General features: G+C 55.7%; 11 protein-coding genes. 8 read left to right on the plus strand and 3 right to left on the minus strand.

Features of this window, described 5'->3' with window-relative positions; genetic code table 11:
• The first annotated feature begins 178 nt into the window (after nucleotides 1-178).
• From ACR3EM_RS00640 to ACR3EM_RS00670, 7 genes are all read left to right on the plus strand, one after another.
• Nucleotides 179-1042, plus strand: a complete 864-nt coding sequence (locus ACR3EM_RS00640; RefSeq protein ID WP_480468892.1) for an ABC transporter permease — start codon at nucleotides 179-181, stop codon at nucleotides 1040-1042.
• A complete protein-coding gene (locus ACR3EM_RS00645; protein ID WP_480468893.1) occupies nucleotides 1039-1833 on the plus strand; it encodes an ABC transporter permease in 795 nt (264 codons plus the stop codon). Before ACR3EM_RS00640 ends, ACR3EM_RS00645 begins: the two co-directional genes overlap by 4 nt.
• Nucleotides 1834-1853: 20 nt before the next feature.
• Nucleotides 1854-2969: an ABC transporter ATP-binding protein gene (locus tag ACR3EM_RS00650; protein ID WP_480468894.1), complete on the plus strand. Its 1116-nt coding sequence runs from the start codon at nucleotides 1854-1856 to the stop codon at nucleotides 2967-2969.
• A complete protein-coding gene (locus tag ACR3EM_RS00655; RefSeq protein ID WP_480468895.1) occupies nucleotides 2966-4021 on the plus strand; it encodes an ABC transporter substrate-binding protein in 1056 nt (351 codons plus the stop codon). Before ACR3EM_RS00650 ends, ACR3EM_RS00655 begins: the two co-directional genes overlap by 4 nt.
• A gap of 92 nt (nucleotides 4022-4113) precedes the next feature.
• Nucleotides 4114-6201, plus strand: coding sequence for an FAD-dependent oxidoreductase (locus tag ACR3EM_RS00660; protein ID WP_480468896.1), 2088 nt, complete (start codon nucleotides 4114-4116; stop codon nucleotides 6199-6201).
• Nucleotides 6188-7387 carry an aromatic ring-hydroxylating oxygenase subunit alpha gene (locus ACR3EM_RS00665; protein ID WP_480468897.1) on the plus strand — a complete coding sequence of 400 codons (1200 nt, stop codon included), beginning with the start codon at nucleotides 6188-6190 and terminating at the stop codon, nucleotides 7385-7387. Before ACR3EM_RS00660 ends, ACR3EM_RS00665 begins: the two co-directional genes overlap by 14 nt.
• A 24-nt stretch (nucleotides 7388-7411) precedes the next feature.
• Nucleotides 7412-8980 (plus strand): trimethylamine methyltransferase family protein, encoded by a 1569-nt coding sequence (locus tag ACR3EM_RS00670; protein WP_480468898.1) that lies wholly within the window; start codon nucleotides 7412-7414, stop codon nucleotides 8978-8980.
• Between the two features lie 62 nt (nucleotides 8981-9042).
• On the opposite strand, the gene ACR3EM_RS00675 is transcribed toward ACR3EM_RS00670, so the two are convergent.
• Entirely contained in the window at nucleotides 9043-10437 is a 1395-nt protein-coding gene (locus ACR3EM_RS00675) for an aminotransferase (protein ID WP_480468899.1), read from the minus strand.
• Between the two features lie 79 nt (nucleotides 10438-10516).
• Between ACR3EM_RS00675 and ACR3EM_RS00680 the strand changes: the two genes are divergently transcribed.
• On the plus strand, nucleotides 10517-11212 hold the full coding sequence (locus ACR3EM_RS00680) for a TetR/AcrR family transcriptional regulator (protein ID WP_480468900.1): 696 nt from the start codon (nucleotides 10517-10519) through the stop codon (nucleotides 11210-11212).
• A 59-nt stretch (nucleotides 11213-11271) separates the two neighbouring features.
• Here the strand turns inward: ACR3EM_RS00680 and ACR3EM_RS00685 are convergent, their stop codons facing one another.
• A complete protein-coding gene (locus ACR3EM_RS00685; protein ID WP_480468901.1) occupies nucleotides 11272-12258 on the minus strand; it encodes a zinc-dependent alcohol dehydrogenase family protein in 987 nt (328 codons plus the stop codon).
• 76 nt (nucleotides 12259-12334) lie between these two features.
• Nucleotides 12335-13180 (minus strand): enoyl-CoA hydratase/isomerase family protein, encoded by an 846-nt coding sequence (locus ACR3EM_RS00690; RefSeq protein ID WP_480468902.1) that lies wholly within the window; start codon nucleotides 13178-13180, stop codon nucleotides 12335-12337.
• Nucleotides 13181-13242: the final 62 nt, after the last annotated feature.

A 13242-nucleotide genomic window follows, 5' to 3' on the forward strand; every position in this document is an offset into this window, starting at 1 on the left:
TTCTGTTTGTTTTCAGTCTCTTGCGGTGCCTTCTAGCGGTTCATGCGACATTGGCCAGCTCCGCTTGTGAAAATATCAGTTGACACAGCCAGTCCGAAAATTCCAGATTTAAATGGACGATTGTCCATTTTGTGATGAATGTCGTTGTGCCACCGAAAACAAAGTTCAGCAGGGAAGTATGGCCGGAGTCATAAGAAGTGAAACGGGCAAGGGCCTGGCACTGAGCGCACCTGCGACGCTCTATGTCGGCCTGCTTGTGGCCGTGCCTCTTTGTATTCTTGTCGCCTACAGCTTTTGGACCCAGACCTATGTCGAGATTGACCGGACACTGACCTGGGCGAATTACCAAGAGGCGTTCACTGACCCCTTGGTTCGGCACCTGATGATCCGGTCGGTTGCGATTGCGGGTGCGGTGACGCTGGCGACCGTCTGTCTGGCCTATCCGATTGCTTATTTCATCGCGTTTCGGACGCAAAAGAAGACGCTTTGGCTATTGCTGATCACCATTCCGTTTTGGAGCAGCTATCTGCTGCGGGTGTTCAGTTGGAAGCTGATCCTCGGCTTTAACGGTGTGATGAACTCGGCTTTGATTTCTCTGGGGCTGATACAGGAACCGCTGACATTTCTACTCTATAACGAATTCGCCGTTGTCTTGACGCTCGCCCACGCCTGGGCGCCATTTGCGATCCTGCCGATTTATGTGTCGCTGCAAAAGATCGACCGTAGCCTTTTGGAAGCCGCAACCGACCTTGGCTGCAGCAAACTCGAAAGGTTTGTCCGCGTGACTTTGCCCCTGACAGTGCCGGGGATCATCGCGGCTTGTCTGATTATTTTCATCCCTACGGTGGGGGATTACGTCACCCCGGCTCTGGTCGGCGGATCGCAGGGCAAAATGGTGGCCAATTTGATTCAGGTGCAATTCGGTGCCGCCAATAACTGGCCGTTGGGTGCAACGCTATCTCTGCTTGCCATGCTTTCGGTCGGCTGCGTCGCAATCCTGTTCGTGGTGGTCGTCACCGCACTGGGGCGGAGGATCCGATGAGCAAGGCATTTCGTATCCCTTGGCTGCTTGTCTATGCAGTCGCTTACCTGGTGTTTCTCTATCTGCCGGTTCTGCTTTTGCCGCTGTTTTCGTTTAACGACGGAACCATCGTGGCCTTCCCGCTCAAAGGGTTCACGCTGAAGTGGTACGCGCAGTTGGGTCAGCAGGACACGCTGCTACAGGCGATGGTGAATTCGCTGATCGTCGGGTGTGTGACCGCTCTGATGGCAACGTCTTTGGGGCTGTTCGCCGCGCGGGCCTATGTTCGATACCGTTTCGCGGGACGGGAAGTGTCCGAAGGGCTGGTCATGCTCCCGCTGGTCATCCCCGGCATCATTGTTGCAAGTTCGATGTTGGTTCTCTTCATAAGTATCGGGTTGAAACCATCGCTGACAACCGTGATCCTTGGCCATGTTTTTGTGGCGCTGCCCTTTGCAGTTTCGATCATGAAATCCGCTTTTGACGATTTTGACCAGTCTCTGGAAGAAGCTGCCTTCGACCTTGGCGAAAGCGTTGTGGGAACATTTCGGCGCGTGACCCTGCCAATTGTTGCACCCGGCATCATTGCCAGCCTGCTGGTGACATTCACCGTGTCTTTTGACGAGTTCGTGCTGGCCTTTTTCCTGTCCGGCAACAGCCCGACATTGCCGGTTTATATCTGGAGCCAGATCCGCTTCCCGGCAAAACTGCCCAACACACTGGCACTGGGGTCGCTGCTTTTGATGTCCTCAGTCCTGCTGTTGTTGATTGCTGAGTATTTCCGCCGCCGTTCCACACAATCCTCGGATTGAAGCCAAAGGAAACGAATATGATGAGCGAACAGAACATCATCGAAATTCAGGGCGTCGAAAAACGCTTTGGCTCCTTTGTGGCTGTGTCCGATCTGAACCTCACGTTGAAAGAGGGTGAGTTCTTTTCGCTGCTTGGTCCTTCGGGCTGCGGAAAGACAACGGCTTTGCGTATCATTGCAGGTTTTCAGGATCACGAAGAGGGCGAGATTCGGATCGATGGTCGGACGATGGGAGAGGTGCCTGCTAACAAACGTCCCACCAATATGGTGTTTCAAAGTTATGCAATCTTTCCGCACCTGAATGTTGGCGACAATGTCGGGTTCGGCTTGCGCAAGACAAAGCTCTCGCGCAAGGAAATCAACGAGCGCGTCGCCGAAGCGCTTGAGATGGTCGAGCTTGGCGGCTTGCAGGACCGCAAGGCTAATGAGCTGTCTGGCGGCCAGCGCCAGCGTGTGGCCCTCGCTCGTGCGCTGGTTATGCGGCCGAAGGTGCTGCTGTTGGATGAGCCCCTTTCCGCGTTGGACAAGAACCTGCGCGAAGCCATGCAGCTGGAAATGCGCCGCCTTCAGCAAAAGCTTGGAATTACCTTCGTGATGGTCACGCATGACCAGTACGAGGCGATGACCATGTCTGATCGGATCGGTGTCATGTTCGCCGGACAGCTCAAGCAGGTCGACAAGCCGGAGGTCCTGTATTCTCAGCCATGTAATCGCGAAGTGGCGTCTTTCATCGGCGGAATGAACTTTCTGAATGCTGAGGTGACGGCTGAGAATTCGGAAGCGTTGGAAGTAGATGTTCAGGGTTTTGGCCGGATGACGATCGGGGTGAACCCCAATGTTCAGGTGCATGACAAGGAACTGCTGGTCGGCGTTCGGCCCGAGCAATTGGAGATCAGCGCGAAACAGCCGGATGGGTATGACGCTTATGTACAGGGCGAGGTGTCGGACGTCGCCTTCTATGGTGAGAGCGTCCACTATTACGTGCGTATTGACGGAATGCCCGAAAGCATCGCCGTCGCAGTACCAAACTACTTTCACACAGTCGATCACACCCGAGGCGATACCGTCTGGCTTGGCGTTCAAAGCGCCTCGGTAATCGACTTAGGCAAACGAGAATCTTTGGGAGGAGACACATGAATAAAACAGCATCACTTACGGCAGCAGTCATTGCCACCTTTACCGCCAACCAAGCGCTGGCCAATGCAGCCGATCTGACCGTCTTTGACTGGTCCGGATATGAGGATCAGGGCTTCTACGGCGATTATGTCGAAAAATACGGCGGCGCACCCAGCTATACCTATTTCGGCAGCGTGGAAGAGGCGTTTACCAAGCTTCAATCCGGGTTTGAGGCTGATCTGGCCCATCCCTGCACAGACGCGCTGAGAAAGTGGGTTGCGGCAGATATGCTCAAACCGATCGACACCAGCAAGCTGGCAAACTGGGACAAGCTGATGCCCAAGATCAAAGAGGTCGACGGCATCACGATTGACGGGCAGACCTACATGGTGCCGTTCGAGTGGGGCAACACGGGTCTGATCTATCGCACCGATATGATTTCGGCGGATGATGTATCGCTGCAATTGCTGATGGACCCTGCCTATCAGGGCAAAGTTGCCATTCCGGACGCCGCCTCCAGCGCCTTTGCCATGGCCGCGCTGGCAACCGGTGCCTCCAGCTATACCGATATGAGCGACGAGGAATTCCAGAAAGCGGCGGATTACCTGCGTGCCATACACCCCAATATTCGCTTTTATTGGTCTGATGCGGGTCAGTTGGATCAGGCAATCGCCAGCGGAGAGGTTACGCTGGGTTGGGGTTGGAACCAATCAGAGCTGAACCTGATCTGGAATGAGACGCCCGCGGTCATGATGCGCGATGTGGATAAGGGCATTGCCACGTGGGTGTGTGGCTATGTGCATTTGAAGTCCTCCAAACAATCCGACGAGCAGGTCTATGACATGCTGAACGCGCTCAGCTCTGCTGCAAGCGGCAAATACATCATCGAAAGCTGGGGGTATGCCCATTCCAACGAGGACGCGTTTGCGCAGGCGGATCCAGCGCTGATCGAAACCTATGGGTTCTCGGACGTTGACAGCTTCTTTGACGGCAGCCTGTTCTTCGACGCGGTAAACCCCGAGCTTGAAGCCAAGATGTTGAAGGAGTTCGAACGCATCAAAGCAGGCTTCTAAAAACACCTTAACGACACAGCAGGGAATGGCAGGGCAAGCGGCCCTTCCATTCCGGCAGAAATATTTCCAATTTTTCTGGAGGAAGCGCGGCGATGTCAGGCGCTGACGGATACTCTGTTCTCTTCGAACCGGTTCAGATCGGGCCGGTGACAGCCCGAAACCGTTTCTACCAAGTGCCCCACTGCAATGGCATGGGGCATTTAAGACCGCAGGCCGAAGCCGCCATGCGGGCGATGAAGGCCGAAGGTGGTTGGGCTGTTGTGTCCAATCAGGAGACGGAAATTCACCCCACGTCTGATCTGTCCCCTTATGCCGAAAACCGGCTTTGGGACGAGCGGGATATTCCGGCGCTTCGCCTTATGACCGAAGCGGTGCATGACAAGGGTTCACTGGCGGCCATTGAGTTGGCGCATAACGGCCACCATGCGCAAAACCACCTGAGCCGGGCGCCCTTACTGGCGCCTTCAGAACTCTCCTTACAAACCGCCTACCCAAAGCAGGCACGGGCGATGGACAAGTCTGACATTCGCGAGTTTCGCAAATGGCACCGCGCGGCAGCACGGCGCTCGCGCGAGGCAGGCTTTGACGTTGTGTATGTGTATGCCGGGCATCACATGACCCTGCCGCACCACTTTTTGTTGCCGCAGTTCAATGACCGGACCGATGAATACGGCGGCTCGTTAGAGAACCGGGTGCGGCTAACACGAGAACTTCTGGAAGAGACCAAAGAAGAGGTTGGGGACGATTGCGCCATCGCCATCCGTTTCGCGGTTGATGAAATGCTCGGGTCCGATGGGATGCAAGCGCGGGAAGAAGGTCGTGCTGTTGTCGAGTTGCTGGCAGAGTTGCCGGATTTGTGGGACGTAAACGTTGCGGATTGGAGCAACGACTCTGCGACAACTCGCTTTGAGCCTCGAGACGGCTTTCAAACCTCATACATCGAATTCGTCAAACAGGTGACCTCCAAGCCCGTTGTAGGTGTCGGGCGACTTTCTTCCCCGGATTTGATGGTATCGCTGGTCAGGAGGGGCATTCTTGATTTTATCGGCGCAGCACGTCCATCGATTGCCGATCCATTTCTTCCCAACAAAATCAAAGAGGGTCGCGTCGAAGAAATTCGCGAGTGTATCGGCTGTAACATCTGCGTTTCATCCGATGCGCTGGGCGTTCCTATCCGGTGTACGCAAAACCCGACGATGGGCGAAGAGTGGCGGCGAAAATGGCATCCTGAGATCATAGAGCGCCGTGGAAAAGAGGAATCCGCGCTTGTTGTTGGCGGTGGGCCAGCCGGTCTTGAATGCGCCATGCAGCTGGCGCGCCGGGGCTACGAGGTCACCCTGGCCGAAGCGAAACAAGAGCTTGGTGGCCGCGTGTTGCAGGAGTCTGGCCTGACCGGGCTATCCGCCTGGAAACGCGTGACGGATCACAGAATCTACGACCTGCAGCAACGCGGAAATGTTCAGCTGTTTACCGACAGCCGCTTGTCAGCAAGTGAGGTTGTTGAACTGGGCATTCCGAATGTCTTTTTGGCAACCGGGGCAATATGGCGGCGCGATGGTCGCGGGAAATCCGCGTTTCAGGGCGTTTCAATAGGCGCAGGCTCTCAGGTTTTCACGCCGGACGACGTCATGTCCGGGATAATGCCGGCGGACGGCTCAATTATGGTCTACGATGATGATCAAGCTTATCTCGGCGGAGTGCTGGCGGATCACCTGGCTCAGGCCGGGCGAGAGATCGTCTTTGCAACGCCGGCCTCAATGGTTTCGCCGTTTACCGAGTTGACGCTGGAACAGACCAAAGTACAGCGCAGCCTACTGGAAAAAGGCGTTCGGCTGCTGTTGTCACAAACCTTGGCCAGCGTTGCGCCCGGTCAGGTGACATTGCGGTGCGCTTATACAGGGCGAGAACAATCCATCGAATGCGGTTCTGTGGTGTTGGTGACGCAGCGCGCGCGCGAAACCACCCTCTACGATGAGCTGCGAAGCTTGGCCGACAACCAGCTGACAAAGCTGGAACTGATTGGTGATGCCGCGAGCCCCGGATTGATAGCGGACGCCGTTTATTCTGGTCACATGGCAGCCCGAAACTTCGAACGTGATCCGGACCATATCGACCGTGAGTTTTTCCGTCGGGAGGTCGTTTCCCTTGAAACGAGTGAGGTGCGCTATGCCAAAGGATGACTTGCAAGTAATGCGCGACTTGATGGGCGCACAGCGGGAAGGGTTCGCGTTGCCGCGTCATTTCTATACGTCTCAGGCAGTATACGAAAACGATATCCGAACGTTCTGGAACCGCAACTGGATCTGGGTCGGCCATGTCAGTCAGATTGCCGAAGTCGGTGACTACTTCCTGTTCGACTATGGGCCCGAGTCCATCATTGTCGTTCGGGATCGCGAGGGCGAGGTGCGTGCGCATCTGAACGTTTGCCGCCACCGGGGATCGCGGGTTTGCATTGAACAAAAGGGCAAGGCGCGCAACTTCATATGCCCCTATCATGCGTGGACTTTTGACCTGAATGGTAAGCTACGAAACGGACGGTCAATGGGGTCAGATTTTGATCCGGATCAATATGGGTTGTTTCCGGTTCAGGTGAAGATCTTCCAAGGTCTGATTTTTGTCTGCACAGCAGAAGACGCCCCGTCGCTGGATACTGCGTTGGAGAGGTTGGCCCCTCTGTCAAATCCGTTCGATTTTGAGAATCTGAAAGTCGCCCATGAAGCCTCGTATCCGGTTCCTGCGAACTGGAAACTGGCCTTGGAGAATTATTTGGAATGTTATCACTGCGCGCCATCCCATCAGGACTATTCACGCAGCCATTCGCTGAAAGACCCCGCTCAGGTTCTGGAGTTCAGTGGGGCTCTTCATGAGCGGATGGAAGAAGCCGGAATTCCCTTGGAGGAGTTGGACGTGACCGGAGAAAACGCGGTCGCGCCGGGTGCAGATGTCTATTGGCGGCGCTACCCGCTATTCCCCGGCTATTTGACTGGCAGCAAGGACGGCGCCCCACTGGCACCACCCTTGGGTGAGTTAAAAACTCATGATGGCGGAGCCACCGATCTGGGGATTGGGACGCTGAACTACTTCCTCGTCTATGCAGATCACGTGGTTGGGTATCGGTTTGTCCCGCGTGCCTTGCAGGAAACTGATATTCAGATTGTCTGGTACGTGCGCGGCGATGCTGAAGAGGGTCGCGATTATGATAAGGATGCCCTGACATGGCTGTGGCATGTCACATCGCTCGATGACGAACGGATCATCCGTCACAATCAGGAAGGCGTAAACTCCCACCGCTTCGTGCCGGGACCGCTGTCCGAGATGGAATGGAGCATTCCCGGTTTCTATCACAACTATTTCAGCATGATCTGACACGCTCAGAATTCGGAGAAAACCATGACAGAGTTAACGCAGCGCAGATCAAGACGGCGCGGGGGCGGGCGTGAAGCGCGAGCCGCCGTGCGGACCAGCAATGCCGCCTCGCAGGCAATCTGGCCGGGCATTTCAGGTGGGCGATACAAACCACTGTCGGACGCCGATATGGCGCGTATTCACGAAGCTGCGCTCAGCATTCTGGAACGCACCGGGGTAGGGGACCCCACACGAGAGGTTCTCGATCTCGTGTTGCCCAAAGGGGCAACGGTGAACGCGCATGGCAGGCTGTGTTTTCCCCGCGCCCTGATGGAAGACATTTTGGCCAAGGCCGCCAGTGAATTCTATGTGCACGCGCGCGGATCGCGGGCGGGCAAGGACGACATGCACTGCACCAAGGACAAGGTGTATTACGCAAACTCCGGAACAGCGGTGACTACATTTGATGCGGACACGCGCAGTTACCGGCCATCAACGCTCAAGGATATTTACGATTTCACTCGCCTGGTCGACCGGCTCGACAACATTCACATGACCGGTGATACGGTTCTGGCAACGGATGTGCCGCAGGACTACGAGCACGATATGAGCATGCTCTACGCCATCTTGGCGGGTAGCGAGAAGCCATCTTGCCTGACGTTCCGTACGCGCGAGCATATTCAGGACGCGATCCATCTGTTCGATCTGGCATCGGGTGGCGAGGGCAAGTTTCTTGAAAAACCCTCGGTCATTTTTGGAGGCTGCCCCATCGTTTCGCCGCTAAGGTTCGGGCGGGAAAATCTGGAAATCCTGATCGATACAGCGAAGATGGGGTTGGTTTGCGACTTGGCTGTCCCGCCGCAGGCCGGGGCGACGTCGCCTGCGCCGCTGGCGGGCACCTTGGCGCAGGCTGTAGCCGAAACTCTATCCTGCGTCGCCATCGCAAACCTGATCAACCCGGGGACCCCAGTGGTCTTTGCGGCTTGGCCCTTCATCACCGATCTGCGCACCGGCTCCTTTACAGGCGGCAGCGGTGAGCAGGCACTGATTTCAGCTGCGGCCATCCAGATGGGTAACTTCTACAACCTGCCCACCAGTGTCGGATGTGGCATGACGGATTCCAAGATCCCCGATGCGCAATACGGTCTGGAAAAGGCGCTGACATTCGCTTTGGCGGCCCACGCCGGAGCCAACCGGCTCTGCGAGTTCGGCGGGATGGTTGGCAGCCTGATGGGATGTAGCTTTGAGTCCATGGTCATCGATAACGAGGCTGCGGGCATGATCTCGCGAACGCTTCGCGGGATTGAAGTGAGCGACGACACGCTTTCGATCGATGTCATCCATGAATGCGCAATCGACCCCGGTCATTTCCTCGGCAACGCGCAGACCTTGCAATACATGGAAACCGAGTATGTCTATCCGACCCTGATGGACCGGGAACTGACTGATACCTGGGAGAAAGCCGGTCGTCAGGACATGTTCGAGCGGAGTCGGTCGATAGTGGAGGATATCCTGTCCAATCACTATCCAAACTACTTTGGCAGCAAGGTGGATGAAGAGGTTCGATCCAAGTTCCCGATCAAATTGCCGCCCGAGGCGATGCGAGCGGGCTAAGCGCTGCTGAGGGCGACGAAGGCATCGCAAATCGTAATATTGCGATGCCACTCTGTTGTAATCTAAGCTCGAAAAGCACCCTGGTGCGTCAGGTCTTCCGTCGCCAGCCGGATACCCTTTTCGAGGATGTCGAACATCCGGTTCAATTCATCTTCCGTAATGATTAGCGGTGGAGAAAACACACACATGTTGATGATCGGCCGCAGGATCAGCCCATTCTCCTGACAATGCCGATCAATCAACGCGCCCACCGACTTATCGAGATCCAGCAGATTGTGGGCATTGGCGTCGGCAACACATTCGACGCAGCCAACCAACCCCATGCCGCGGGTGTCGCCAACGAGCGGTAAGTCTCCCAAAGTGCGAAGGCGTTCTTCAAACAAGGGTGATATCGCACGGACATGCTCCAGAACGCCGTCGCGTTCCATGATTTCGATTGTCTTCAGACCCGCTGCCGCACTCACCGGATGACCTGAATAGGTGAAGCCGTTCGAGAATGTCGCGTTTTGTGCGTTCTCACCGCTCACGTCTTTGATCAGTCGGTCAGAGATGATGCAGGCCCCCATGGGTACATATCCAGACGTCATGCCCTTGGCGCAGGTGATGATGTCGGGTTGAATCCCAAAGACATCTTTGGAAGCAAACCAATATCCCAGCCGCCCGAATCCGGTCACAACCTCGTCCGATATATACAGGACATCGTATTTCCGACAGATTTCCAGACAGCGCTTATGATACCCTTGCGGAGGAACAATGACTCCACCAGAACACAGGATCGGTTCTGCGATGAAAGCCGCGACCTTGTCTGCCCCGGTCTGCAGGATCATGTTTTCCAGATCAGCGATTTTTTCATCCAGAAAGTCTGCGATCGTCTGACCGGTGCGGCGGGTATACGGGTTCACGTTCGGCAGGAAGCGCGTCAGGTGAGAGGCTTGGTCCAGCCACCCTTTGTCGCGCTCTTTCCCGGATACCGAAGCCGCCAGGTAGGTCGATCCGTGATAGGCCTTCTGCCGCGATATAACGATTTTCTTTTCTGGTTTGCCCAACAGGTTGTTGCGAAACTGTACAAAACGCAGAGCGCTATCGACAGCCGTTGAGCCGCCGGTCGTGAAAAACACATGGTTCAGATCTCCCGGTGTTCTCTTGGCGATCTCATGTGCCAATTGGGCCGGAGCAGAGTTTGCGTTGTTGAATGGCGAAAAATACGCCATCTCTTTCGCCTGCTTGGCCATTGCATCAGCGATCTCGGTGTTTCCATAGCCCAGCTGAACGCACCACATCCCGGCAGGCCCATCTATCAGGCGCTTTCCGTCCTCTGTCACGACATGAACGCCAAGCCCACTTTCGGTGAAGGTCCGTTCATTTTGACCCAGATATGACATCCCCTCCCACGGGTGGAGGAAATGTTCGTTGTCCCAATCACGTATGGACGGAAAGCCGGAGTTCGATGGGATCATGTAGCACCAGGATGTAATATATATCACAAAATGAACAAATATTCATTCAATGTCAATTCTTGAACTTCTGCTCCACTAGATGCGAGAAAACAAAGAGCGAGCGCCCCAGCGAAGGACAAACAAGATTACTCTCGAACCAGATACCCCAACCAATGCTCGCGATCTGAGTAGGTTGCAGAACCGAAAGCAGCTGATCCAGGCGGCTGCGGACTCCATCCATAAGTACGGAATTCGCGGAACGACTTCGGCGAGAATTCAGGAATTGTCAGGCTTGTCGCGGGGAATGGTGAATCTGCACTTTGGCTCCAAAGAGAAGCTGCTTCTCGCTGTGGCCGAGGATTTGTCGGCGCGCTATGTGGGGCAGTGGAAGGCAATCGCAGACGATTCAGAGCTGGACGCTGCTGAAAAGCTGATTTCCATCATTAAGGCGGATTTCGACCCCTTGGTTCTTAATGCGAGGGACGTTGCGATCTGGTTCTCGTTTCGGGCTGAAGCGCTCTCGAACCCACACGTATTTCCCTTTATCGACTCACGAGACAAAAGTTTCCGAGCGGTGGTTCTGGCGCTGTTGGAGCAAATAAAGAACGATGGTGAATACGAGGACGTAGACGCCAAACTTGCAACAGACGCGTTGATTGCTTTGCTGGAAGGGCTGTGGACCGATTACCATTTGCACTCAGATATCTTCAAATCCGAGGAGGCCTTGAGGATCTGCTTGTTTATTCTGCAATCGATGTTTCCAAAACACTTTGCCGGTTCTGATCTGCTCCTCTGAAGAGCCCTCGTCTTGGCGCACACGATCATTGAGTGCGCACCAATCTCAGTTGGATCAAATTACAGCTCTACAACAACTTTCCCGACCGCATCCCCATTCGTCAGATGTGCATGAGCGGCGCCGACATCGGCCCACCCAAACTTCCGCTCGTCAACAATGGGTTTGAGCCCGCCTGCATCCGCCAGATCCGCCAGTGTCCGCTGGATGTCGCCATGGGTTTGCCGCCCGACATCATGCATCATTGGGATCAACATGAAGACGACATGTAGGGACAGGCCTTTGAAATGCGCAGGCGTTAGATCAATCTCGACCATCGCAACCGTTGAGGCGACATGGCCATTGAGCTTGGCTGCTTCAAATGAGTTCGTCATATTTGCCCCACCGACGCTGTCAAACACCACATCGAAGCCCGCGCCACCAGTGTGCGCGGCCACGTAGTCTTCGACCTTTTGCGTTGTGAAATCCAAGGGACGCGCACCCAGTCCTCCGATCAGGGCCAACTGATCAGCACCGCGACCTGTTGCGGACACGGTTGCGCCAAGGTGGCGGGCGATTTGCACGGCGACATGGCCAACATCACCAGCGCCGCCCTGAACCAGCACGGTTTGCCCCTCGCCAACACCGGCACGTGTCAGCCCTTCGTAGGCGGTGAGGCCGACGAGAGGCAGAGCCGCGGTTTCTCGCATGCTCAGCGTCTTGGGTTTGTGGGCAATCAGGCGCGCATCTGCGTTAATGTACTCCGCCAAAGCGCCCGGGAAATCCATCAATCCACCAGCGCAACCATACACCTCATCGCCTATGGCAAAACTTGTCACACCGTCGCCAATCGCAACGACCGTGCCAGAGAAATCCATACCTAGCACAGCAGGCAGCCCGGGGGACAGAGGCAGCTCTGCGCCCATGCTTCGGATCATCGTGTCGACAGTGTTGACGCTGGTCGCAGCCACTTTGACGACCACATGTCCAGATGTCGCGACCGGGTCGGGCATCTCGGCAAGCTCGAACGGCGCGTCGGGTCCGTAGGATTTCAGAACCATTGCTTTCATTGGGATGTTCCTTTTCTGATGCCACGTCAGAAGATGCGTCGAAACCGGACGCCCTGACGTGATCAAGTCGTTGGGATTAGCTGATGTCCTGCACCTGCATCACCAGATCGCTCCATTTGCGCTGGTTTTCGATGTCGTGTTCCAAACCTTGTTCATCCGCGATGGTGAAGCGTTTGACAGCCGGGGTCTTGCTGGTGGCCTGATAGAGCCAATACGCTTCGGCTTTCAGCGCTTCATCAATGGGCTTGTCGATGGATTCATAGACCATCTGCTTGCAGGCATTGATCGCCTCGGCTGGGAATTTTGCGATCCGTTCGGCCAGCGCCGTCACATAGGGGCCAATCTCATCCGGCTCCAAAGCCTTGTTGATGGTGCCCAGACGCTCTGCATCATCCGCGTCATAGTCTTGCGCGCTCAAGGTGATCTCAAGTGCTTTGCCAAGGCCGGTTTGGCGCGCCATGCGCGAGGCACCACCGCCGCAGGGCAAGATGCCCATACCGACCTCCATCTGCATGAACTTGTACTTTCCCCGCGCAGCAAAGCGCATGTCGAGCGCCAGTGCCAACTCATGCCCGCCGCCGCGTGCAAACCCTTCCAGCTTTGCGATGGTAGCTTGCGGCACCTTACTGATCCGTTCGCAAACCGATTGCAGGTCCAGAAGCTGAGCGTCCTCGCGGGATACCGCCTCGGTCGACATGTCCTTGAGCAGGTCGGTATCGTAGTGGCAAACCCAGATTTCCGGGTTGGCGGATTGAAAGATTACAACCTTGGTATCGCGGTCGCGCTCCAGCCGCATGGCCAGGCTGTTGAGGTCTGCCAGCATTTCCTGGCCTTGCACGTTCACGGAGCCAAAGTTGAATGTCACTGTGGCGATGCCGTTTTCGACGGCTACTTCAAAAGTTTGAAAATTCTCGTACTTCATCAGGCAGTCCTTTCTTGGGCCTCGACGCGGCACGCGTGAGGGAGAGGGAGAGGTAAAGATGG

This window comes from Ruegeria sp. AH3, assembly GCF_056536265.1.

What these genes read in the sequence shown, in the direction of transcription:
- ACR3EM_RS00640 (WP_480468892.1), top strand. Translation starts at nt 179, where the DNA reads ATGGCCGGAGTCATAAGAAGTGAAACGGGCAAGGGCCTGGCACTGAGC.
- ACR3EM_RS00645 (WP_480468893.1), top strand. Translation starts at nt 1,039, where the DNA reads ATGAGCAAGGCATTTCGTATCCCTTGGCTGCTTGTCTATGCAGTCGCT.
- ACR3EM_RS00650 (WP_480468894.1), top strand. Translation starts at nt 1,854, where the DNA reads ATGAGCGAACAGAACATCATCGAAATTCAGGGCGTCGAAAAACGCTTT.
- ACR3EM_RS00655 (WP_480468895.1), top strand. Translation starts at nt 2,966, where the DNA reads ATGAATAAAACAGCATCACTTACGGCAGCAGTCATTGCCACCTTTACC.
- ACR3EM_RS00660 (WP_480468896.1), top strand. Translation starts at nt 4,114, where the DNA reads ATGTCAGGCGCTGACGGATACTCTGTTCTCTTCGAACCGGTTCAGATC.
- ACR3EM_RS00665 (WP_480468897.1), top strand. Translation starts at nt 6,188, where the DNA reads ATGCCAAAGGATGACTTGCAAGTAATGCGCGACTTGATGGGCGCACAG.
- ACR3EM_RS00670 (WP_480468898.1), top strand. Translation starts at nt 7,412, where the DNA reads ATGACAGAGTTAACGCAGCGCAGATCAAGACGGCGCGGGGGCGGGCGT.
- ACR3EM_RS00675 (WP_480468899.1), bottom strand. Translation starts at nt 10,437, where the DNA reads ATGATCCCATCGAACTCCGGCTTTCCGTCCATACGTGATTGGGACAAC.
- ACR3EM_RS00680 (WP_480468900.1), top strand. Translation starts at nt 10,517, where the DNA reads ATGCGAGAAAACAAAGAGCGAGCGCCCCAGCGAAGGACAAACAAGATT.
- ACR3EM_RS00685 (WP_480468901.1), bottom strand. Translation starts at nt 12,258, where the DNA reads ATGAAAGCAATGGTTCTGAAATCCTACGGACCCGACGCGCCGTTCGAG.
- ACR3EM_RS00690 (WP_480468902.1), bottom strand. Translation starts at nt 13,180, where the DNA reads ATGAAGTACGAGAATTTTCAAACTTTTGAAGTAGCCGTCGAAAACGGC.